General features: G+C 71.4%; 20 protein-coding genes, 1 pseudogene and 1 riboswitch. Of the genes and pseudogenes, 16 read left to right on the forward strand and 5 right to left on the reverse strand.

Annotated features, from left to right (window positions below; translation table 11 throughout):
- Positions 1 to 4: 4 nt before the first annotated feature.
- Positions 5 to 1,222, forward strand: coding sequence for a glycoside hydrolase family 6 protein (locus ACFYNL_RS25065; protein ID WP_388807173.1), 1,218 nt, complete (start codon positions 5 to 7; stop codon positions 1,220 to 1,222).
- 70 nt (positions 1,223 to 1,292) lie between these two features.
- Positions 1,293 to 1,427 (forward strand): annotated as a pseudogene (locus tag ACFYNL_RS25070) (acyl-CoA thioesterase); the annotation flags it as partial.
- Here ACFYNL_RS25070 and ACFYNL_RS25075 read toward each other — a convergent pair.
- The gene (locus ACFYNL_RS25075) at positions 1,387 to 2,598 is read right to left on the reverse strand and encodes an MFS transporter (RefSeq protein ID WP_388807175.1); all 1,212 of its coding nucleotides are present in this window, start codon (positions 2,596 to 2,598) and stop codon (positions 1,387 to 1,389) included. The pseudogene ACFYNL_RS25070 and the gene ACFYNL_RS25075 overlap by 41 nt on opposite strands.
- A 143-nt stretch (positions 2,599 to 2,741) precedes the next feature.
- On the opposite strand from ACFYNL_RS25075, the gene ACFYNL_RS25080 reads away from it, so the two are divergent.
- Positions 2,742 to 4,148 carry an ROK family transcriptional regulator gene (locus ACFYNL_RS25080; protein WP_388807177.1) on the forward strand — a complete coding sequence of 469 codons (1,407 nt, stop codon included), beginning with the start codon at positions 2,742 to 2,744 and terminating at the stop codon, positions 4,146 to 4,148.
- A gap of 128 nt (positions 4,149 to 4,276) precedes the next feature.
- Here ACFYNL_RS25080 and ACFYNL_RS25085 read toward each other — a convergent pair whose 3' ends face one another.
- Positions 4,277 to 5,032 carry an SDR family oxidoreductase gene (locus ACFYNL_RS25085; protein WP_388807179.1) on the reverse strand — a complete coding sequence of 252 codons (756 nt, stop codon included), beginning with the start codon at positions 5,030 to 5,032 and terminating at the stop codon, positions 4,277 to 4,279.
- Between the two features lie 105 nt (positions 5,033 to 5,137).
- On the reverse strand, positions 5,138 to 6,025 hold the full coding sequence (locus ACFYNL_RS25090; RefSeq protein ID WP_388807180.1) for an RNA polymerase sigma-70 factor: 888 nt from the start codon (positions 6,023 to 6,025) through the stop codon (positions 5,138 to 5,140).
- Positions 6,026 to 6,275: 250 nt separating this feature from the next.
- Positions 6,276 to 6,406, forward strand: a riboswitch (FMN riboswitch).
- 146 nt (positions 6,407 to 6,552) lie between these two features.
- Between ACFYNL_RS25090 and ACFYNL_RS25095 the strand changes: the two genes are divergently transcribed.
- From ACFYNL_RS25095 to ACFYNL_RS25135, 9 genes are all read left to right on the forward strand, one after another.
- The gene (locus ACFYNL_RS25095; protein ID WP_388807182.1) at positions 6,553 to 7,170 is read left to right on the forward strand and encodes a riboflavin synthase; all 618 of its coding nucleotides are present in this window, start codon (positions 6,553 to 6,555) and stop codon (positions 7,168 to 7,170) included.
- Positions 7,167 to 7,808 (forward strand): nicotinamide riboside transporter PnuC, encoded by a 642-nt coding sequence (locus tag ACFYNL_RS25100; protein ID WP_388807184.1) that lies wholly within the window; start codon positions 7,167 to 7,169, stop codon positions 7,806 to 7,808. Before ACFYNL_RS25095 ends, ACFYNL_RS25100 begins: the two co-directional genes overlap by 4 nt.
- Entirely contained in the window at positions 7,805 to 9,202 is a 1,398-nt protein-coding gene (gene ribA, locus ACFYNL_RS25105; protein WP_388807185.1) for a GTP cyclohydrolase II, read from the forward strand. The genes ACFYNL_RS25100 and ribA overlap by 4 nt, the downstream gene beginning before the upstream one ends.
- Positions 9,203 to 9,227: 25 nt before the next feature.
- Positions 9,228 to 9,713: a 6,7-dimethyl-8-ribityllumazine synthase gene (gene ribH, locus ACFYNL_RS25110; RefSeq protein ID WP_003988915.1), complete on the forward strand. Its 486-nt coding sequence runs from the start codon at positions 9,228 to 9,230 to the stop codon at positions 9,711 to 9,713.
- 34 nt (positions 9,714 to 9,747) lie between these two features.
- Positions 9,748 to 10,020, forward strand: a complete 273-nt coding sequence (locus ACFYNL_RS25115; RefSeq protein WP_031486114.1) for a phosphoribosyl-ATP diphosphatase — start codon at positions 9,748 to 9,750, stop codon at positions 10,018 to 10,020.
- Between the two features lie 51 nt (positions 10,021 to 10,071).
- Positions 10,072 to 10,923, forward strand: coding sequence for an ATP phosphoribosyltransferase (gene hisG, locus ACFYNL_RS25120; protein ID WP_388807187.1), 852 nt, complete (start codon positions 10,072 to 10,074; stop codon positions 10,921 to 10,923).
- A 20-nt stretch (positions 10,924 to 10,943) separates the two neighbouring features.
- Positions 10,944 to 11,399 carry a PH domain-containing protein gene (locus tag ACFYNL_RS25125; protein WP_388807189.1) on the forward strand — a complete coding sequence of 152 codons (456 nt, stop codon included), beginning with the start codon at positions 10,944 to 10,946 and terminating at the stop codon, positions 11,397 to 11,399.
- 217 nt (positions 11,400 to 11,616) lie between these two features.
- A complete protein-coding gene (locus tag ACFYNL_RS25130; protein ID WP_388807191.1) occupies positions 11,617 to 12,948 on the forward strand; it encodes a hemolysin family protein in 1,332 nt (443 codons plus the stop codon).
- The gene (locus ACFYNL_RS25135; RefSeq protein ID WP_388807193.1) at positions 12,945 to 14,033 is read left to right on the forward strand and encodes a hemolysin family protein; all 1,089 of its coding nucleotides are present in this window, start codon (positions 12,945 to 12,947) and stop codon (positions 14,031 to 14,033) included. Before ACFYNL_RS25130 ends, ACFYNL_RS25135 begins: the two co-directional genes overlap by 4 nt.
- 25 nt (positions 14,034 to 14,058) lie before the next feature.
- Here ACFYNL_RS25135 and ACFYNL_RS25140 read toward each other — a convergent pair whose 3' ends face one another.
- Together ACFYNL_RS25140 and ACFYNL_RS25145 are read right to left on the reverse strand one after the other, a co-directional pair.
- Positions 14,059 to 15,924, reverse strand: a complete 1,866-nt coding sequence (locus ACFYNL_RS25140) for an AAA family ATPase (protein ID WP_388807195.1) — start codon at positions 15,922 to 15,924, stop codon at positions 14,059 to 14,061.
- A 430-nt stretch (positions 15,925 to 16,354) separates the two neighbouring features.
- Positions 16,355 to 16,975 (reverse strand): uridine kinase, encoded by a 621-nt coding sequence (locus ACFYNL_RS25145; RefSeq protein ID WP_388807298.1) that lies wholly within the window; start codon positions 16,973 to 16,975, stop codon positions 16,355 to 16,357.
- 252 nt (positions 16,976 to 17,227) lie between these two features.
- Here ACFYNL_RS25145 and ACFYNL_RS25150 point away from each other — a divergent pair, with 252 nt between their 5' ends.
- The 4 genes from ACFYNL_RS25150 to ACFYNL_RS25165 all read left to right on the forward strand — a co-directional run bounded on the left by ACFYNL_RS25150 (position 17,228) and on the right by ACFYNL_RS25165 (position 21,662).
- Positions 17,228 to 18,181 carry a hypothetical protein gene (locus ACFYNL_RS25150; RefSeq protein WP_388807197.1) on the forward strand — a complete coding sequence of 318 codons (954 nt, stop codon included), beginning with the start codon at positions 17,228 to 17,230 and terminating at the stop codon, positions 18,179 to 18,181.
- 37 nt (positions 18,182 to 18,218) lie between these two features.
- Positions 18,219 to 19,760: an amino acid permease gene (locus ACFYNL_RS25155; protein ID WP_388807199.1), complete on the forward strand. Its 1,542-nt coding sequence runs from the start codon at positions 18,219 to 18,221 to the stop codon at positions 19,758 to 19,760.
- A gap of 298 nt (positions 19,761 to 20,058) precedes the next feature.
- Positions 20,059 to 21,420 (forward strand): peptidase C39 family protein, encoded by a 1,362-nt coding sequence (locus ACFYNL_RS25160; RefSeq protein WP_388807201.1) that lies wholly within the window; start codon positions 20,059 to 20,061, stop codon positions 21,418 to 21,420.
- 101 nt (positions 21,421 to 21,521) lie between these two features.
- Positions 21,522 to 21,662: an SCO1431 family membrane protein gene (locus ACFYNL_RS25165; RefSeq protein WP_388807203.1), complete on the forward strand. Its 141-nt coding sequence runs from the start codon at positions 21,522 to 21,524 to the stop codon at positions 21,660 to 21,662.
- Positions 21,663 to 21,722 lie beyond the last annotated feature (60 nt).

Raw genomic sequence — 21,722 nt, forward strand, 5'->3', positions numbered from 1 at the left:
GACGGTGCCTGGCTTACGTGCCCAGCGACTGGCCGCGCGCAGGTCCGAGCGCAGGAGGGCGGTACGGCGCCACGCCATGGTCGTGGCGGCCGCGGTCGTCGTCGCCGTCGGTACCGTGACCGGCATGATGTCCGCGCTCGACGGCACAGGACGTACCGACGAGGCCGCGCCGCCGAAGGTGACGCGTTCGCCGAGCCTGCGGTCCCTGCCGCTGATGCCCTCGCCGTCCCCGTCGGCCACGAGGTCCACCTCGCCCACGCCCGCTGCACCGACGCCGAGGAGCGAGCCCACCCCTGGGCCGCCCTCGCCGAACGTGACGCAGAAGACGCAGAAGACGCAGGAGCAGCGGGCCGCCGTGTCCGCCCGCCTCTACCGCCATCCCGATTCCCAGGTGCTCGACTGGGTCCGCGACCACCTCGACGACCCACGCCACGCGGTCATCCGGTCCCGGATCGCCGAGCAGCCGGCCGCGGTCTGGTTCGCCGACTTCACGCCGGACACCATCACCGCCCGGGTCCGCGCGGTCACCTCGGGCGGATCGGCGCTGGGCCGGGTGCCCGTCGTCGTGCCGTACGCCGTCCCGGACCGGGACTGCGGAGGGCACTCCCAGGGCGGGGCGCCCGACCTCGACGCCTACGACGCCTGGATCGACCGGTTCGCCGCCGGGCTCGGTTCCGGCGATGTCATCGTGATCCTGGAGCCGGACTCCATAGCCCAGTCCGAGTGCCTCTCCGCCGGTGAACGCGCCGACCGCTTCGCCTCGTTGGCCCGCGCGGGCCGTGCCTTCAAGACCGCGAACCCCCGGGCCCGCGTCTACTACGACGCCGGGCACTCGGGCTGGAACGCCCCGGGGAAGCAGGCGGAGTGGCTGAGGCAGGCCGGCGCGGCCTCACCGGCGTCCTCCGACGGCGTCTTCAGCAACGTCTCCAACTTCCAGGACACGGCCGCCGAGATCGCCTACGACCGGCGGGTACTGGACGCCCTGGGCGGCCCGGCCGGCCTCGGCGCCGTCATCGACACCAGCCGCAACGGGGCCGGCGCCCCGCCGGACGGGGAGTGGTGCGACCCCGCCGGCCGCAAGCTGGGCCGCGCGCCGACGGTCAGCACGGGCGAGGCACGGATCGACGCCTACCTGTGGGTGAAGCTGCCGGGGGAGTCGGACGGGTGCAAGGGCAGGCCGGGGACCTTCACGGCCTCGTACGCCTATGACCTGGCGCGCTGAGGCCCCTCGCCGCCGGCGCTGTCCTCGCCGGTGGCGCTCGCCTCGTCGTAGGGCGACGTGCCCTCGTCCAGCAGCGGGTGGGGCGGTCACCTACGCCCTCGGCAGCCGGGTGCTGGTGCGGCTGGACGCCGGGACGCTGCGGCCGGCGCCGTGGAGCGACGCCTTCAGGGCCGTGGGTCGGGAACTGCTGCGTCCGGCCGACTGACCTTCGTGCGGTCGCGGTCACCGGCGCGCAGTACGCTCGCGCACACCACGAGGCCGAAGGACAGCGCGGTGACCAGGCAGAAGGACACCATGAGGCTGGTGGCCTGGGCGATCCCGCCGATCGCGCTGGGTGCGATCAGGCCCGAGGTGTAGGTGATCGTCGCGACGCCCGCGATCGCCTGGGAGGGGTTGGGGCCGCTACGGCCCGCCGCCGCGAAGCACAGCGGCACGACGACCGCTATGCCCAGTCCCAGCAGTCCGAATCCCGCCATCGCCGCGGCCGGGTGGTCCGAGGCGACGATGAGGAGACCGCCGAGGGTGGCGAGGACGCCGCTGAAGCGGACGGTGCGGACGGCTCCGAAGCGGTCCACCACCCTGTCGCCGGCGATCCGGGCGAGCGCCATGGTGAGCGTGAAGCCGGTGGTGCAGGCCGCCGCGAGTCCGGCCGAGGTGCCGAGCTGGTCCTGGAGGTAGACCGCCGACCAGTCCAGGCTCGCGCCCTCCGCGAAGACCGCGCAGAACCCGATCGCGCCGATGAGCAGGGCGGAGCGGGGCGGCAGCGCGAACCGGGGCGGCGGCTCCTCGTCCTCGGCGGGCTGGAGGTCGAGCACCCACTGGCAGGCCAGGATGCCCAGGAGGGTGAGGGCCGCCGCGGCGAGCGCATGGTGCAGCCGGGCGTCGGTGCCCAGGTGTGCGGCGAGCGTGCCGGCCGCCGAGCCGACCAGGGCGCCGGCGCTCCACATGCCGTGCAGGCCCGACATGATCGACCGGTCGAGGCGGTTCTCGACCTCCACACCGAGCGCGTTCATCGCGACGTCCGCCATGCCCGCGGTGGCGCCGAAAGCGAACAGGGCCAGACAGAGCGTCAGCAGGTCGGGTGCCACGGACGGCAGGATCAGGGCGAGCGTCCACAGGGCGATCAGCCCGCGCAGGGCGTTGCGGGCGCCGAAGCGGTGGGTGATGCTGCCCGCGACCGGCATCGCCAGGGACGCGCCGAGCGCCGGGAAGGCCAGGGCGAGGCCCAACTGGCCCGCGCTGACCCCCGCATGGTCCTGGATCCACGGCACCCGCGTCGCGAAGGAGCCGGTGACAGCGCCGTGCACGGCGAAGACGGCCGCCACGGCGTACCGGGCGCGCTTCACCTCGCGCAGGTCGTAGACCACTTGACTCATGTGTGACCCTTCCTGGTCCTCGGTCACGGACCCGCACGGCCCTGAGCTGATGCCGCGGCGTAAACTATCAGGGTCCCTGCCTGATAGATAGGGGATTTACCGGCCGCCCCAGTGCGGCGCCGCCGATCTGGAAGGATCCCGGCATGCCCGCATCCCCGAGCACCGCCCGGGCCATCAACGACCGGCTCGCCCTGCGCCTGCTCCAGCAGGAGGGCCCGTTGACGGCAGGCCAGCTGAAGCAGCTGACCGGCCTGTCCCGGCCGACCGTGGCCGACCTCGTCGAACGCCTCACCGCTGCCGGTCTGATCGGGGTGGTCGGGGAGGCCGGGGAACAGCGGCGCGGGCCGAACGCCAGGCTGTACGGCATCGTCGCCGACCGCGCCCATCTGGCGGCGCTGGACGTCCGTACCGAGGGCGTCTCGGTGGTGGTGTCCGACCTCGTGGGGCACGTGCTCGCCGAGGCGTCGGTACCGATCGGTGGCGACACCGGGACGGGGCCCGCGGTGGAGCAGGCCGTGGCCCTGGTGGAGCGCGTCGTCAAGGAGGCGGGGGCCGACCGGCTGCACACGGTGGGCATCGGTGCGCCGGGTCTCATCGACCCGGCGACCGGCGAGCTGCGCGACTCCACCGGGCTGCCCGCATGGCATCGCCGCCTGGTGGCGGCTCTTCAGGAGCGCTTCCCCGAATCCCGCGTGACCGTCGAGAACGAGACCAACCTCGCGGCCCTCGCCGAACAGCGCGACGGAGTGGCACGGGACCGCGACACCTTCGTCCTGCTCTGGCTGGGCCACGGCACTGGCGCGGCCGTCGTCCTCGACGGCGCGCTGCGCCGCGGCGCCTCGGGCGGCACCGGCGAGATCGGGTTCCTGCCGGTGCCGGGGACGCGGGGGCTGCCATCGTCCGGGGACTGCGAGGGGGGCTTCCATTCGCTGGCGGGGGCCGCGGCGATCGTGGAACTGGCGGGAGCGCACGGGGTGACGGCCGAGGGCGTCGCCGCGTACGAGCCGGTGGCGGTGGGGGTCGTCAGGGCGGCCGTTGCGCTGGCGGGAGGTGAGACCGGCGCCCGCACCGGGGCCGAAACCGCAGCCGTGGCCGACGCCGAAGCCGACACCAGAGCCGAACCCGGGCCCGACCGCGAACCCGGGCCCGACCCCGGACCTGCATCCGCCCCCGACCCCGGGCCCGAACCCGGGCCCGACCCCGAACCTGCACCCGCCCCCGACCCCGGCCCCCAACCCGAAGCACCCGTCGACCCCCGCGCCGCCGCACGCGCCGCCCGATTCCTCGACGCGCTCGCCGACCGCATCGCCATAGGCGTCGCCTCCGTAGTCGCGATCCTCGACCCCGGCTGCGTGGTGCTCGGCGGGGAGGTCGGGCAGGCCGGCGGTGAGGTGCTTGCCCGGCGGGTCGAGGAGCGGATTCGGCGGATGTCGCCGCTGGTGACGGTGGTGCGCCCCAGCAGCCTCGGCGGCGGCGCCGTCCTGCGTGGAGCGCTGCTCACCGCACGGGACACGGCCCAGGACGAGATCTTCTCACCGCCGGGCCGCTGAGACCGCGGCTCCGCCCCGGACCGTCGGTTCGGCGCAGCAGTCGGCGCCGCCCGGACCGGCGATTCCGCGCAGCGGTCGGCGCCGCCCGTGCCGTACAGCTGCCCGGCTCGAGCCACGGAAGCGCGGCGTCAGGCTTCCCGCCGCCCCGCGAGCCGTCCTCGCAGATACTCCTCGAACGTGCCCTTGCCCACCGCGAGCCCGGGCGCCAGATGCCCTCCCGAGCGAAAGCCCCGGTACGCCTTGCCCCACAGCGGCACGCTCACCACAGGTCGCCTGCGGCCCGTCGCCTTCAGATAGGCGCGGGCCAGGGAGTCCAGGGACCGCACCTCGGGGCCGCCCATGTCCTCGACCCGTCCCGCCGGAGCGGTGACGGCCAGGCCGGCGAGGCGGTCGGCGACCTCCGCCACCTCGACGGGCTGGTCCCGCACCCCGGCCGGCACCAGCATGACCGGCGACTTGGACAGCATCCCGAACAGCTGCGCGATCAGGTCGTGGAACTGCGTCGCACGCAGCACCGTCCAGCCGATCCCGGACTCCTCGACCAGTCGTTCCACGGCCAGCTTGCTCCTGTAGTAGCCGAGCGGCACCCGGTCGACGCCGACGATCGAGATGTACACCAGATGCCGGACACCGGCCTCGCGCGCCGCCGCGATCAGCCGCGTGGCGGCCTCCTCGTCACCGCCGCCCGGCGAGGACGCGCAGTGCACGACGGTGTCCACGCCCGCCATCGCCGCGTCCAGCCCGGGGCCGCCCTTGCGCAGATCGACGGCGTACGGCTGGGCGTGCCGGCTGAGCACCCGCACCTCGTGCCCGTCCGCGCGCAACCGCTCGGCGACGAGCCGGCCGAGCGTTCCGGTGCCGCCGGTCACCAGGATCGTGGTCATGTCGTTCGGTCCCTTCGGACGCCGGGCGCTCCCGGATGGAGCCGCCCCTCTTCAGCTGGGACCGAACACCCCGTGCGGAATGTGACATCCGGCCTCGGGCATCTTCTACGCCCCGGTCAGCTGACGGCCCGCGAACGCCAGCTTGTCCGGGTTCACCACGGCCCGGGCGTGTACGACGAGACCGTCGCCCAGTTCGAGCGCGACCAGGCCGACGAGCGTGCCGCCCGCCCAAGCGGCCACCGCCGGCTCGCCGTTGACCTCGGCCGTGGTGAAGTGCACGCCCTCCGTGAACCGCTCGACCAGGCCCACCAGGAAACGGGACACCTTCTCCCGGCCCTCGACCGGCCGTCGGGCCGCCGAGACCTTGCCGCCACCGTCGCTCGACCAGACCACGTCGGCCGCCAGCACCTTCTCCAGCCGGGCCAGATCACCCTCCCGTGCCGCGGCCACGAAGGACGCGACGAGTTCCTCCTGCCGCTCGGGAGTCGACTCGAACCGCGACCGCGGCTCACCCACCCGTCGGACCGCCCGCCGGTACAGCTGACGGCAGTTCGCCTCGGTCAGGTCCAGCACCTCGGCGATCTCCCGGTGGCCGTACGCGAACGCCTCCCTCAGCACGTACACGGCCCGTTCCGTCGGGGTGAGCCGCTCCAGCAGCACCAGCATCGCCATGGACACGGCGTCTCGCTGCTCGGCGGACTCCAGTGGCCCGAGCGTGCCGTCCGAGGTGACGACGGGTTCCGGCAACCAGGGTCCGACGTACTGCTCGCGCCGGGCCCTGGCCGAGGTCAGCCGGGTCAGGCAGAGGTTGGTGACGACCTTGGCCAGCCAGGCCGCCGGGTGCTGGATGACGCCGCGGTCGGCGCCGCTGAAGCGCACGAACGCGTCCTGGACGGTGTCCTCGGCCTCTTCGGCGGAGCCGAGCATCCGATAGGCCAGCCCGAACAGCCGGGGGCGGTGCGTCTCGAACTCGTCGGCGGTGGCGGTCGTCATGACGCTCACCCTGCCAGAGCGGCGGCGTGCGGGCGTTGGGAGACCCGGCGGCGGGCAAGGGCCGTCGTCACCGCCACCGGGCCGTCTTGGCGGAGCGGTCCCGCCGACCCTAGGAGGACTAGACCATTGAGGTCAATAGGTATGGACCAATTCCGGTGCGAGGTGGTCGACCCGTGGCCTGTGAGGCACCCCACAGCATTCGCACGCATGGACGTCCGGTGGGCGTGGCACACTGGCCCTGTACCAGAAGCAGCGCACTCCGGGGTCGGTGAAAGTCCGAACCGGCGGTTACAGTCCGCGACCCGGTCGCCTCCAGCGACCGGTTGACCAGGTGAAATTCCTGGACCGACGGTTAAAGTCCGGATGGGAGGCAGTGCGCGGCGGGCGGGCATTCGTGCGCGCCGCCGTACCGGTTCGTCCATGGGGCGAGCCCTGTCCGGCGTCGCCCCCGGTGTCCCTGCTCGTACATTCTGTCGTCATCGACAGCCCCGGAGTCCGTGCCCCCACGAGGCAGGAGGACCCGGGAAGTGTTCACCGGAATCGTCGAAGAGCTGGGCCACGTCACGGCCGTCGAGACCCTCGACGACGCCTGTCGCTTCCGACTGCGCGGTCCCGTCGTCACCGAAGGCGCCAAGCACGGCGACTCCATCGCGGTGAACGGCGTCTGCCTCACGGTCGTCGATCACGAGGGTGACGAGTTCACCGCCGACGTCATGGCCGAGACACTCAAGCGCTCCAGCCTGGGCGCTCTCGCCGTCGGCTCCCGCGTCAACCTCGAACGCCCCACCGCCGTGGGCGCGCGCCTCGGCGGGCACATCGTGCAGGGCCATGTGGACGGCACCGGCCGGGTGCTGGAGCGCAAGCCGTCCGAGAACTGGGAGATCGTGAAGATCTCGCTCCCCGCGGACCTGACCCGGTACGTGGTCGAGAAGGGCTCCATCACCGTCGACGGCATCAGCCTCACCGTCGTCGACGCCGGACCCGACTACTTCACCGTCAGCCTCATCCCCACCACCCTCGACCTGACCACGCTCGGCCTGAAGCAGCCCGGCGACCCGGTCAACCTCGAGGCCGACGTCATCGCCAAGTACGTCGAGCGGATGCTGGGCGACCGGCTCTCCTCCGAAGGGGCGGCGGCCAAGTGAACTCGCTGAACTCCGAGGCCTTCACGCTCTTCGGTCAGCACATCCTCTGGTCCGACATGGTCGGCAACCTCTTCGGCCTCGCCGCCCTGGCTCTCGGCTGGCGGCGCTCCATATGGACCTGGCCCGTGCAGTTCCTCGCCGGCCTGATCCTCTTCGGGGCCTTCTTCGGCCACCTCACCGGCAGCGCCGGCAAGCAGGCGGTCGTCATGGTCGTCGCCCTGTACGGCTGGTGGCAGTGGCAACGCGGCAAGGGCCGGGCGCAGGACGGCCACATCGCCGTACGGTTCGCAACCTGGCGTGAGCGCGCGGCGATGCTCGCGGCGGCAGCCGCCGGAACGGTCGCGGTGGCGCTGCTCTTCAAGGCGTACCCGACCCTGTCCTGGGACCCCTGGCCGGACGCGTACATCTTCGTCGGCACCATCGTCGCCATGTACGCCCAGGCGCGCGGCATGGTCGAGTTCTGGTTCGCGTGGCTGCTCGTCGACCTCGTCGGCGTGCCCCTCAACTTCGCCAACGGCTACGCCTTCTCCGGCTTCGTCTACGTCATCTACGGCGCACTCGTCCTGTGGGGCATGCGCGACTGGTGGCTGCGCTCCCGCGAGGACGCGCGGCCCGTCCTGGAAGGAGCGCCGGCATGACCGCGGCACCCGTTCTGTACAGCACCGAAGCGGTCGAGGACCTCACGCTCGACCCCGTCGAGCAGGCCATCGCCGACATCGCCGCGGGCCGCCCCATCGTGGTCGTCGACGACGAGGACCGCGAGAACGAGGGCGACCTCGTCATCGCCGCCGAGAAGGTGACCCCCGAGATCGTCGCCTTCATGATGAGCGAGTGCCGCGGCCTGATCTGCGCGCCCATGGAGAGCGAGGAACTGGACCGGCTGGGCCTGCCCCAGATGGTCGACGACAACACCGAGTCGATGAAGACCGCGTTCACCGTCTCCGTGGACGCCTCCGCCGCCCACGGCGTGACCACCGGCATCTCGGCCTCCGACCGCGCCACCACCCTCCAACTCCTCGCGAGCGGTACCGCCGAGCCGGCCGACTTCGTCCGCCCCGGCCACATCTTCCCGCTGCGTGCCCGGTCCGGCGGCGTACTCGTCCGCGACGGCCACACCGAGGCCGCCGTCGACCTGGCCCGGCTCGCGGGACTGCGCCCGGCCGGGGCCATCGTCGAGATCGCCGGCGAGGACGGCGAGATGCTGCGGCTGCCCGAACTGATCCCGTTCGCCCGCAAGCACGGCCTGACGATCATCTCCATCGAGGACCTGATCGCCCACCGCCGCCGCGTCGAGTCCCCGACACCGGCCGGGCAGGAGCCGGCCCCGGCCGAGCGGGAGCGGACCTTCCCCGGCCTGCGGACCGCTCTCTCCGGGCAGCGCCGGCCGGCCGAGCCCCTCGTCCGCCGCGAGGCCGAGGTCCACCTCCCCACCGCCCACGGCACCTTCACCGCCTACGGCTACCGCTCCACCGTCGACGGCGTCGAACACGTCGCCCTCGTGCACGGTGAGATCGGCGACGGCGAGGACGTCCTCGTGCGCGTGCACTCCGAGTGCCTCACCGGAGACGTCTTCCACTCCCAGCGCTGCGACTGCGGCCCCCAGTTGGAGGCGGCCCTGGAGCGCATCCAGGCCGAGGGCAGGGGCGTGGTGGTCTACCTGCGCGGCCACGAGGGACGCGGCATCGGACTGATGTCCAAGCTGCGCGCCTACGAACTCCAGGAGCGCGGTCGCGACACCCTCGACGCCAACCTCGAACTCGGTCTGCCCGCCGACGCCCGCGACTACGGCGCCGGCGCGCAGATACTCGCCGATCTGGGGGTGACGAGCGTCCGCCTCCTGACCAACAACCCGGACAAGACCGACGCGCTCGTCAGCCACGGCATCACGGTCACCGACCGCGAGCCGATGCCCGTACAGGCGGGCGAGCACAACCTGCGGTACCTGCGCACCAAGCGCGACCGGATGGGACACGACCTGCCGTGGCTGGACCCGGCACCCGCGGCCTCCCTGGCCACCTGCACCAACCAGTAAGAGCACACCGAGGAGACGCAAGAACGTGAGCGGCAAGGGCGCACCGGAGCTGTCCGTACGCAATGTGGGTGACCTGCGGGTCGCCGTCATCGCGGCGCAGTGGCACGAGAAGGTGATGGACGGTCTGGTGGACGGCGCCCTGCGCGCCCTGCACGACCTGGGAATCGACGAGCCGACCCTGCTGCGGGTCCCCGGCAGCTGGGAACTCCCGGTGGTCGCCAAGGTACTCGCGGGCCGCGGCTACGACGCGATCGTCGCCCTCGGCGTCGTGATCCGCGGTGGCACCCCGCACTTCGAGTACGTGTGCCAGGGCGTGACCCAGGGCCTCACCCAGGTCTCCGTCGAGACCGGCGTCCCGGTCGGCTTCGGCGTGCTGACCTGCGACACCGAGGAACAGGCCCTGGACCGGGCGGGTATCGAGGGCTCCAACGAGGACAAGGGACACGAGGCGGTGACGGCGGCGGTCGCCACCGCCGCCACCCTCCGCTCAGTATCTGAACCGTGGCGCTAGGTGGAGCGGCACTACGCGTAGAGTGGGCGCCACCATGTCCAAGAAGACGTTCGAGGAGCTCTTCACCGAGCTCCAGCACAAGGCCGCAAACGGCGACCCCGCCACCTCCCGCACCGCGGAACTGGTCGGCAAGGGCGTCCATGCCATCGGCAAGAAGGTCGTCGAGGAGGCCGCCGAGGTCTGGATGGCCGCCGAGTACGAGGGCAAGGAAGCGGCCGCCGAGGAGATCTCGCAGCTGCTGTACCACGTCCAGGTGATGATGGTCGCTCGCGGCATCTCCCTCGACGACGTCTACGCCCACCTCTGAGCACCAGCAACCCAGCACACCCGTAAGAGCGAAACGAAGGAAGCCGACCTCATGCTGCGCATCGCCGTCCCCAACAAGGGTTCACTGTCCGGCCCTGCGGCGGAGATGCTGCATGAGGCCGGCTACCAGCAGCGCCGCGAGTCCAAGGAACTGCGCATCGTCGACCCGGAGAACGAGGTCGAGTTCTTCTACCTCCGCCCCCGCGACATCGCGATCTACGTCTCCTCCGGGCAGCTAGACATCGGCATCACCGGCCGTGACCTGCTGATCGACTCCGGCGCCGACGCCGAGGAGATCCTCCCGCTGGGCTTCGCGCGCTCCACCTTCCGGTTCGCCACCAAGCCCGGCACCGTCGGCGACGAACTCGCGGACCTGAAGGGCAAGACGGTCGCCACCTCGTACGAGGGCATCGTCGCCAAGTACCTCGCCGACAACGGCGTCGACGCCTCCGTCGTGCACCTCGACGGCGCCGTCGAGACCGCCATCCAGCTCGGAGTCGCCCAGGTCATCGCGGACGTCGTCGAGACCGGCACCTCGCTGCGCAACGCCGGACTGGAGGTCGTCGGCAAGCCGATCATGAAGTCGGAGGCCGTCGTCATCCGCCGTACCGGCGCGGACGGCGAGGAGCCCAAGGTGCAGCAGTTCCTGCGCCGCCTCCAGGGCGTCCTGGTCGCCCGGACGTACGTGATGATGGACTACGACTGCCGCGTCGAGCAGCTGGAGAAGGCCGTCGCCCTCACCCCCGGCCTGGAGTCCCCGACCGTCTCGCCGCTGCACAACGAGGGCTGGGTCGCCGTGCGGGCCATGGTTCCGGCCAAGGAAGCCCAGCGCATCATGGACGACCTGTACGACATCGGCGCCCGGGCCATCCTGACCACGGCCATCCACGCCTGCCGCCTCTGAACCCGGGAGGCCGTACCCCGATGTCCGAAATTCCCACCCTGCCCGTCACGTTCCGGCCGGGCCGCACCCGGGCCGTCCTGCTCACCGCGGGCGTCGCCATCTTCGTGGTGATCACGACGGTCGCCCTGCTGCTGGAGCGGCTCAGCCCGGGGGAGCGCCTCAGCTTCGTCTTCACCGCAGCGCTGATGTTCGGCGTGCTGGCCATGCTGGCCCGGGTGAAGGTCGTCGCCGACGAGAGCGGTGTGACGGTGGTCAACATCGCCACCAGGCGCCGGCTCGACTGGGCCGAGATCGTCCAGGTGAACCTCCGCCCGGGTGATCCCTGGGTGTTCCTCAACCTCAGCGACGGCACCAGCCTGCCCGCGCTCGGCATCCAGCCCGGCATCGCCAAGGAGCGGGCCATCGCCGACGCACGCGCCCTGCGGGCCCTCGCGGAAGCCCGTTCCGTGCGCGAGACCGAGGAACCGCGGGACTGACTCGGTGACGTTCACCCTGACGTAAATCCCCGTGTCTTGATTAATCTGTTGGCGGAGGCGTTTCCATGGCGCCTCCGCCTCTGATGTTCCGACTCCGATGTTCCGGGCGGACTCCAGAGGCACCCCTGCTACCCGAGGAGTGATTCCCTCCAGCGATGGACGGATCGTCCTGTAGTACCTGCGCCGCCCCCTCCCGACATACCGGGGCGGCGGCATCATGAGCGTCCCCCTGCTGCTTCTGGCGGCCGCGTTCGTCCTGATCCTCGCCAACGGCTTCTTCGTGGCGGCCGAATTCGGTCTGGTCACCGTCGAGACGACCGACGCCGAGAAGGCCGCCGCCGAAGGCGACCGACGAGCCCTGCGGGTCGTCGAGTCGCTCAAGGAGCTGTCCTTCCAGCTCTCCGGCACCCAGCTCGGCATCACCATCACCTCCCTCGTCGTCGGCATGCTCGCCGAACCGGCGCTCGCCCAGCTGCTGGGCGGCCCCTTCACGGCGATCGGCGTCCCCCAGGGTGCCGTCCCCGGTGTGGCCGTGGTCGTCGGCATGCTGCTGGCCTCGGCCGTGCAGATGGTGATCGGTGAGCTGGTGCCCAAGAACTGGGCGGTGTCCCGGCCGATGCAGGTCGCGCGCTTCGTCGCCGGCCCGCAGCACGCCTTCGCGCGGCTGTTCCGACCGGTGATCGCCGGGCTGAACTCGGTCGCCAACCGTCTGGTGCGCGCCATGGGCATCGAGCCCGCCGAGGAACTGGCCTCCGCCCGTACCCCCGGCGAACTGGTCTCCCTCGCCCGGCACTCCGCCCAGGCGGGCGCCCTGGAGCAGGACACCGCGGACCTCTTCGTCCGGACCCTGTCGCTCGGCGAGCTGACCGCGCAGCACGTCATGACGCCGCGTGTGAAGGTGAGCGCGCTGCAGTCGTCGGCGACCGCCGAGGACGTGGTGAACCTGACGCGGGCGACGGGCCTGTCCCGCTTCCCCGTGTACCGGGAGAAGATCGACGAGATCGTCGGCATGGTCCACCTGAAGGACGCCCTGGCGATCCGGTCGCGTGACCGGCTGCGTACCCCGGTCGGCCGTATCGCCCGCCCGGCGCTCCTGGTCCCCGAGACCCTGCCGGTCCAGCCCCTCCTCGCCCAGCTGCGCAGCGAGCAGCCCATCGCGGTCGTCGTCGACGAGTACGGCGGCACCGCCGGGGTGGTCACCCTGGAGGACATCGTCGAGGAGATCGTCGGCGAGGTCCGCGACGAACACGACGACGTGCTCAACGAACCGGCCGAACTGGCCGCCGCCCCACCGGAGGACGGCCGGCCCGCCTGGGACGCCGACGGCAGCTGCCGGGTCGACATCCTCCAGCGCATAGGGCTCGACGTGCCCGAGGGACCGTACGAGACCGTCGCCGGGCTCGTCGCCGACCTGCTCGGCCGGATCCCCGCCGTGGGTGACAAGGCGGAGCTGCCGGGCTGGCGGCTGTCGGTGCGCCGGGTCGGCCACTACCGCGCCGAGCGCGTCCGGCTGGTCCGGACCGGGGCCGTGGTGGAGGTCGCCCGATGAGCGTGCTCCAACTCCTCTTCGCCGCGCTGCTCGTCCTGGCCAATGGGTTCTTCGTCGGCGCCGAGTTCGCCCTGGTCTCGGTCCGGCGCAGCCAGATCGAACCGCTGGGCACGGCACGTGCCCGCCAGGTGCTGTACGGCCTGGAGCGGCTGCCGCAGATGATGGCGGCGGCCCAGTTCGGCATCACCGTCTGCTCGCTGACGCTCGGCGCGGTCGCCGAGCCGACGGTGGCGCATCTGCTGGAGCCGGTGTTCGAGTGGATCCATCTGCCGCACGGCATGATCCACCCGCTCACCTATGTCATCGCGCTCGCCGCGGTGGTCTTCTTCCATCTGGTCATCGGCGAGATGGTGCCGAAGAACCTGGCGATGGCGGCTCCGGAGAAGGCCGCGCTGTGGCTCAGCCCCGGACTGGTCTGGTTCGCCCGCCTCTGCAAGCCGATCACCGTGGCCCTAGGCGCGGTCGCCCAGGCCGTCCTGCGGCTCTTCCGCGTCGAGCCGAAGGACGCGATCGAGGCGGTGTTCACCAGCGAGCAGCTCAACCGGCTCGTGGAGGACTCCGGTCAGGCGGGCCTGCTCGACCCCGAGGAACGGGAACGTCTCGGGGACGCCCTGGAGCTGGGCTCCCGCCCGGTGACGGACGTGCTCCTCAAGCGCGAGTCCCTGGTCACCGTCAGCCCGTCGGTCACGCCGGGCCAGATCGTCGAGCTCACCGCCCGTACCGGGTACTCCCGTTTCCCGGTGGCGACGGAGAACGGCGCCTTCATGGGCTATCTGCACGTGAAGGACGTACTGGACCTGGAGGAGTCGGAACGGGCGGTGCCGCAGCAGGTGTGGCGGCCCATGACGACCCTGCGGTCCGAACTCCCGCTCGACGACGCCCTCACGGTGATGCGCCGCGCCGCGACCCACCTCGCACAGGTGGCCGACGCCTCGGGCAAGGTCCTCGGCCTGGTCGCGCTGGAGGACGTACTGGAACTCCTGGTCGGTGAGGTACGGGATCCGGCCCACCGCGACCTCGCCGAGGTGCGGGTCACCGGGCCGCGGCTGAACAGCGGGGAGCCGGAGGAGGCGCTGGCCGGCTGATGCCGGTGCCGTGCCGCGGGGTCCGTCACATCGCCGACGGATCCTGCGGCCCCCTCCCCGACAGCACCTCCCCGTACGCCTGCATCAGGTCCGGGAGCCGAAGTGTCGACAAGTCGTCCCTCGTCAGCGCCCCGGGATAGGTCGAGAGCCGCAGATCCCGGTAGGCGCAGCTCTTCTCGTACAGCGTGCGCAGGAACCGTCCGTTTCCCAACTCGTCGATCCATCCCTGGCTGACCACGTGCCCGGCGATCGACCGAAGCTCCTCCAGTGCCTCCTCGTCCCACACGTCCCCGTTCTCGGCGGCGAGCACCTCGCCGATCGACGTCAGTTCCAGGGGCCGGTACGAGGGGAAGTCGACGCGGGTCGTGAAGCGCGAGGACAGGCCGGGGTTCGCGGCCAGCAGGCGGTCCATGCCCTCCGGATAGCCGGCGAGGATCACCACGAGGTGGTCCCGGTTGTCCTCCGCCCGCTTCAGCAGCACCTGCAGGGCCTCGTCACCGTACGCGTCGCCCTTGCCGTAGCCCGTGTTGGAGAGGGAGTACGCCTCGTCCACGAAGAGGACCCCGCCGAGCGCGGAGTCGATGAGCTCGTTGGCCTTCACGGCGGTCTGGCCCAGGTACTCGCCCACCAGGTCGGCCCGCTGGGCTTCCACCAGGTGGTCGCCGCCGAGGAGACCGAGAGCGTAGAACACGCGGCCCAGGATGCGGGCGACCGTCGTCTTTCCGGTGCCCGAGGGGCCGGAGAAGACGAAGTGCCGCTTGGGCGGCTGGACCGGCAGACCCTGCCCGGCGCGCAACCGGGCCATGTTCAGCTGCGCGGACAGCGCTTTGACCTGGCGCTTGACGGGATCGAGACCCACCATGCGCTCAAGCTCGGCGAGCGCCTCCTCCAGCAGGGCGGGGTCGGTGGGCCCGGCGGGCAGCGGCTGCGAGGACAGGGCCGTCTTCTCGCGCACCGCCGGATCGACCACCGACGGCAGCGGACCGGCCGACGGCAGATCGGGGTCGGGGAACCTGAGGTCCCGCCCCTCGGTGCCGAAGAGCGGGTCGAGCCCGTCGGGGCCGTCCGCCATGTCCTGCCCGACCCCGGTCAGCGTGATCGCCGCGAGGTCGGCGGTGTCGTCGTACCCGTCGCCCTCGGCGATCGCAGCGAGCCGGGCCGAGGTGTCCATGAAGGCGGGGTCGACCCGGTGGACGGCGCGGTAGAGGGGTAAGGCGGCCGCCGACCGGCCGGTGCCCTCGTGCGCACGGGCCAGCCAGTACCGCAGTTCCTTGCGCTGCGGCTGCTCGCTGCGGCAGCGCATCAGCGCGGCCGACAGCAGCGGTTCGGCCTGGCCGTACATCTCCAGCCGCACCCGCGCCATGCCGCCGAACAGTCCCGCCTCGATGCCGAGCATGGGGTCGTCGAGCAGCGGGTCGGTGTGCCGGACGAGCTGCTCCCAGTCCTTGACCAGGTAGGCACGGCACGCGTGCAGGAAGCGGACCTGGTGGTCGGCGTCCACGGGAGGCAGCCCGGCCAGCGCCCGGTCCAGCTCCGGCACATGCCGTCCGTCCAGCCAGTGCGAGGCGTGGGCCAGCAGCAGGTCGCGCGGGCTCTCCAGCACCGGCTGCACCCACCAGCCCAGCCAGTACCAGGAGTTGATCGTCCGCCGGTGCCGGGCGCGCTGTTCCCCGAAGCGGTCCCGGTGCCGGAACATCCGCAGCAGCGCGGTCGTCGTGTCGACGCGCAGCGCGTGCAGTCCGAGCCAGCCGTCGGCCATCCCGGGATCGATGCGTACCGCGGTGCGGAACTCCTCCTCCGCCTGCGGATACGCCCCCATCGTGTAGGCGTCCACACCTCGCAGCCAGGCGAGGTCGGCCGGGGCCTCGGGGCCCTGCGTGCCGAAGTCCATCACGTCCCCCACAAACCGTGCCCCCGTCGGTTGGCCGACCGCTCGTCCGCCGGCCGCCTTGTTCGAACGGCCGTACCGCGAACCGGAGTTGCAACGGTGCGCAGAGCGGCCGTCCGTAGGTCGCACCGAGGGCATCGTACCCGCGGGGGCATGGCCCGCCCCAGGGTGCCGCACGGGCCGTTCGGCGAGGTGGGAGCAGATGGGGCGCAGGGCGCTCGGTGACCGAGGGTGATCGGATCGCGCCTCTCGGCCCCCGGAGAAGAGGGGTGAGGACAGAACGAAGCCCCCGATCACGGGGGAACAACCGGGGGCTTCGCGTCCTGGGGCGGCCTCGATGGGCCGCACATTGAGAACGTAAGTCCTGTACGGCCCCCGGGTCAAGCCGAGTTGAAGCACTCCGGGAACTTGTCCCACAAGGCCCTTCACACGTTCAGCACATTGCCGTTGGGTCGTCACCCAGGGTGATGGGCTGGTTCGATTCAACGGTCCCGGCAGGCCCGTTGAGCACCTCGTACCCCTTGCCGCACTGCCGAATCAGAAGATCGGCGAACGGCCGGGACGGATCGTCGGCGAAGTGCCTTCGCTCCGCCTCGACCCATCCCGTCCAGAACTCCCGCTGCTCCTCCCCGTCGCGGGCGCGACCCCGGGACCAGGACTCCTCGCGCGGCAGCTCCATCCACAGCAGCCGGGCGAGATGAGGCCGCAGCGCGCGGCGGCCGGCGCCGACCCCCTCGACGACGATCACCGGCGCGGGCGCCACGGTGAGCGGCGGTCCGAAGCGGCGGGCCCGCCAGTCGTAGGGGGCGTAGCGGGCGCTCTCGCCTCGTGCGAGCGGTTCGATCACCTGGGTCAGCAGGCGTCCGGTCCACTCGAACAGTTCGCCGTGGCTCGCGATGTCGTCCAGGTGCAGCACCGGCGCGTCGCCCAGCGAACGGGCCAACCGCCCGGCGAACGTGGACTTTCCGGAGCCGGCGTGCCCGTCCACGCCGATCAGGCGGACCGGGCCGCAGGACGGGGGGAGGTGACGGAGCCGGGTGGCGAGGTCGTGAATCGTTTTTCCCGGGGTGAGGTGGAGGTCGGCATATTTCGTTGGAACATTCTAGTAGCGGGTGAAAGCGGGTGGCGGCACGGGTGGGGGAGGGGAAGGGAAAAGGTGTCGCTTTGAACTAGCCGACAGATTGTGCATTGCCACCGAAAAACTCCGGCCGCCACAGTGAAATCTACGTTCCGGTTGAGGCCCACGCTGAGTAAGGTGCCTGGTGCGCAACTGTGAGGTGCCGTTACGGGGGATGGGCTGGGACAGATGGTCGCGGGGTTATTCGAGGGGCAGTATGTGTGGCATCCGGCGGCCGACGACCGTGTGCTCGCGAGCGTATGCGTCGATGTCCGCGCCGGCCGTTTTCTGAGCGCCCGTGACGCCTTGGCCGAAACCCGCGGCGACTTCGGCCTGCGCGCGCACCGCTCCCTCGTGCTCGCCTCGGAGGCCGCCGACTCCGACCTCGTGGAGCGCTGGCTCGCCGAGGAGCCCGGCCCCGAGGCCGCGCTGCTGTGGGCGCGGGTGGCCGTGCTTCGGGCGCTGCGCGCGGCCGACGCGCGGGACCCGCGCACCGAGGCGCTGGAGCGGATAGCGCTGGCCGCCTGCGAACGGGCCGCCGCCGCGGACCCCGCCGATCCGACACCCTGGGTGGCCAAGCTGGCCATGGCCCGGCTGCACAGGCTGCGCGACCGGGCACCGCGCGGACTGCTCACGGCACCCCCGGGGCCCTGGCGCCTGTTCGCCCACGTCCTCTCCCTCGACCCCTGGCACCGTGAGGCCCACCACCGCTTTCTGGCCTGCTTCTTCCCCCGGCACGGCGGCTCGGTGACCGCCGCCTGGGACGTCGCCGCCTTCCTCGGCCAGCGGGCGCCGGCCGACTCGCCGCTGCGCCTGCTGCCGCTGGTCGCCCTGGTGGAGTGCTACGACCCGACCCAGTTGCTCGCCGACCGGGTCTGGGAGCAGCCGCAGTGGACCTCGACCGCCCTGGCGATCCACCGGAACTGGCTGCCCACGGTGGCCGAATACCGCTTCACGCCGGTCCTCGACCTGGCCTATCTCGCTCACGGCCTGGTCATGTCCCGGCGTGAGGAGGAGGCACGCGCCGCCTTCGCGGCGATGGGGCCCTACGCCTCGCGCATGCCTTGGTGCGTCTTCGGCGACCCGGCCGAGCAGCTGTCCCGGGCGCGTCGCGCCTGCGGTCTGCCGGTGCCGGCCGTCTGACGTACCGCGACCCCCCACCCAAGAGAAAGGTCCGACCGTGTCTGAACGGATAACGGCCCCGCGCGGCAGAGCGCGTGGGGAAGCGGATCCGATCCTGCTCGACGACGACGCGACCCTGCATGCGATGGGTTATCCGAGAAAACTCACGCGGCGCTTTCAGGCGTTCGACAATTTCGCCATCTCGTTCACCATCATCAACATCATCTCGGGAATCTTCTCGGGCTTCGGGTTCGGCCTGAACGCGGGTGGCCCGAGCATTCTCGTCTTCGGCTGGATCGGTGTGTCCGTCATGGTGCTCTTCGTGGGGGCATCGATGGCGGAAGTCGCCTCGGCCTATCCGACGAGCGGCGCGCTGTATTTCTCCGCCGGAAAGCTCGCCAAACGGCACAAGGGCGCCTGGTCCTGGTACACGGGCTGGCTGAACTTCGTGGGCCAGGTCGGCGGCACGGCCGCCACCGGGTACGCGGCCGCCACCTTCCTCCAGGCCTTCCTCGCCCTGCAGTGGCCCTCGTACGAACCGAGCCCGCATCGGACCGTGCTGCTCACGGCCCTGATCATCGTGCTCCAAGGGCTGGCCAACACCTACACGGTGCACCTGGTCGCGATACTCAACCGGATCTCCGTCTGGTGGCTGCTGATCGGTCTCGTGGTCATCGTGAGCACGTTGATCGTCGTGCCGGATCACCATCAGTCGGCGTCCTTTGCCACGCATTTCGTGAACAACACCGGTTTCACGAGCGCCCTTTACGGCGGCATGCTGGGCCTGCTCGTCACCAGTTGGACCTTCACCGGCTTCGACGGCAGCTTCCACATGTCCGAGGAAACGGTTCGGGCGACGGTGAACGCGCCGAGAGGGATCACACGCGCCATCGGCTGGTCGGCGATCACGGGCCTGGTCCTGATGCTCGCACTGGTCTACAGCATTCGTGACTACGACCGTGTGGCGAGCGCCGACGCACCGCCGGTGCAGATCCTGATCGACGGACTGGGACTCGGCACCGCGAAGGCGCTGCTGCTGATCGTGATCGGCGCCATGCTCTTCTGCGGCCTCGCCAATCTCACCAGCAACACCCGGCAGATCTTCGCCTTCTCCAGGGACGGCGCGATGCCCGGTTCCCATTGGTGGCACTCGGTCTCACCGCGCACCCGCACCCCGGTCAAGGCGGTCTGGCTGGCGGTCGCCTGCTCGCTGACCCTCGTGCTGCCGGGCTGGTGGTCGCACACCGCGTTCACGGCGATCGTCAGCGTCAACGTCGTGGGGCTGTTCCTCGCCTACGCGGTCCCGATCCTGCTCAGGCTGCGCCTGGGTGACGAGTTCCAGCCAGGGCCCTGGCACCTGGGCCGCTGGGGCCGGCCGGTCGGGGTCGTCGCGGTGACATGGATCCTGCTCAGCAGCACCCTGTTCATGCTGCCGCACGCCTCACCCGTCACCGCCGACTCCTTCAACTACGCTCCGATCGCCCTGGCCGTCGTCCTGGTCGTGGCCACCGTGTGGTGGTTCGCCAGCGCCCGCCGCCGCTTCCACGGTCCGGTCAGCTACGGCCGGCCCGACGAGGTCGCGGCCATGGACGTCGTCTGACGGTCATGCACCGGTCTCGGCGTACGCCGTCGCGGTGGCGTACGCCTTCGCGGTGCGGCGCGCCTTCCTGGCGCCGCACCCTCCCGCGGTGCCGTACGCCGAGACCCCGTTCGCTCATCTCGCCGCGCAGGCAGGGTGGTTGAGGCTTCAGTGCGGCGGGCTGCCATCAGTGGTCCATACCAATATTCGTAGGCGCGCCCGGAGTCCAAGTGCTGGCAGAGCGTGCCCCCTGCGGCCATAGTTGGCGGACAGCCGTGCACAGGACCCGCCCGACTCGGACACCTGGGGGTCTTCGCCCATGAGCAGAGCCGAACAGCCGTCCCGCAGAACCGTCCTGGCGGCCGCGGTCGCCGCAGCCGTCGCCGGCGGCGCGGGCCGTGCCGCAGCCGACACCGGCACCGAAGGCGTGGACGCCGCCCGGGTGGCGCCCCCTACCGTCGACAACCGTGCCTGGACCACATACCCCGACTGGCGTTGCGGCACCGGCCGGGGCACGCGACCCGTCCCGGGCCCACGCCCCGGCCTCGTGATCGCCGCTCCGGCCGGCAGCACCGACTACACGGACCCGCACACCGGCCGGACCGCCCGCTGGGAGTACGCGACCTGGACCTCCCCGGTCCACCGGCTCGGCGTGCCCGCGACCGAGGTGATCGCCTCCTGGAACGCCGACACTCCCGACGGGACCTGGCTGCAGATCGAGCTGCAGGGCACGTACTCCGACGGGACCGCCACCCCCTGGTACGTGATGGGCCGCTGGGCCGCCGGCGACCAGGACATCAGGCGCACCTCCGTCGACGACCAGAGCGACGGCAGGAGCAGCATCTGGACGGACACCTTCGCCATCGACGACCCGGCCACGGGACTGCGCCTGTCCTCGTACCGGCTGCGGCTCACCCTCTACCGCAAGCCCGGCACCCGGCTCACCCCCAAGGTGTGGCGGGTCGGCGCGATGGGCTCCGACGTCCCCGACCGCTTCACCGTCCCCGCCTCCACCCCCGGCCTCGCCCACGAACTGATCGTCCCGCGCTATTCGCAGGAGATCCACATCGGCCAGTACCCGGAGTACGACAACGGCGGCGAGGCCTGGTGCAGCCCCACCTCCTCGCAGATGATCGTCGAGTACTGGGGTGGCCGGCTCACCCCCGAGCAGCTCGCCTGGGTCGACCCGTCGTTCGCCGACCCGCAGGTCTGCCACGCGGCCCGCTTCACCTTCGACTACCAGTACGAGGGGTGCGGCAACTGGCCGTTCAACGCCGCCTACGCGGCCACCTTCGAGGATCTCCAGGGTGTGGTCACCCGGCTCGGCTCCCTCACCGACCTGGAGACGCTGATCGCCGCCGGCATCCCGGCCATAACGTCCCAGTCCTTCCTGAAGGAGGAGCTGACCGGGGCGGGGTACGGCACCGCGGGGCATCTGATGACCGTCATCGGCTTCACCGCCGAGGGTGACGTGATCGCCAACGACCCGAACTCGCCGACCAACCAGGCGGTGCGACGCGTCTACAAGCGTCGCGAATGGGAGAACATCTGGCTGCGGACCAAGCGGTACAACGCCGCCGGCAAGGTGGTCTCCGGCACGGGCGGGGTCTGCTACCTCTACTTCCCGGCGTGTCCGTCGCCCGGTCAGCGTCGCGCGCTCGCCGCGGTGGGCGTGCGCTGAGCCGCCGGGCGCGAAGCGTGGAAGGGCCCCGGGCGACCGGGGCCTTTGCTGTGAGCAACGTCTCTGCCGCAAAGGCTCCGGCCGATGGCAAGGTGGGGCATATGACCGCGCACTCAGTCACAACCGTCCGCATCGGCACCGGCGGCCCCAAGGACGACGGCCCCAGGATCGTCGAGCACGTCATGGGCTGGACCCTCGTCGTGGTCGTCGCGATGCTCGTCACCCAGCTCGGGTTGCTGTGACCTGACCCACACAGGACCTCATCGGCGGACATATACCGCCGCGGGCTGGGGCGCTCCCAT

The sequence above is a fragment of the Streptomyces sp. NPDC007808 genome, from assembly GCF_042868655.1.
Classification (GTDB): domain Bacteria; phylum Actinomycetota; class Actinomycetes; order Streptomycetales; family Streptomycetaceae; genus Streptomyces.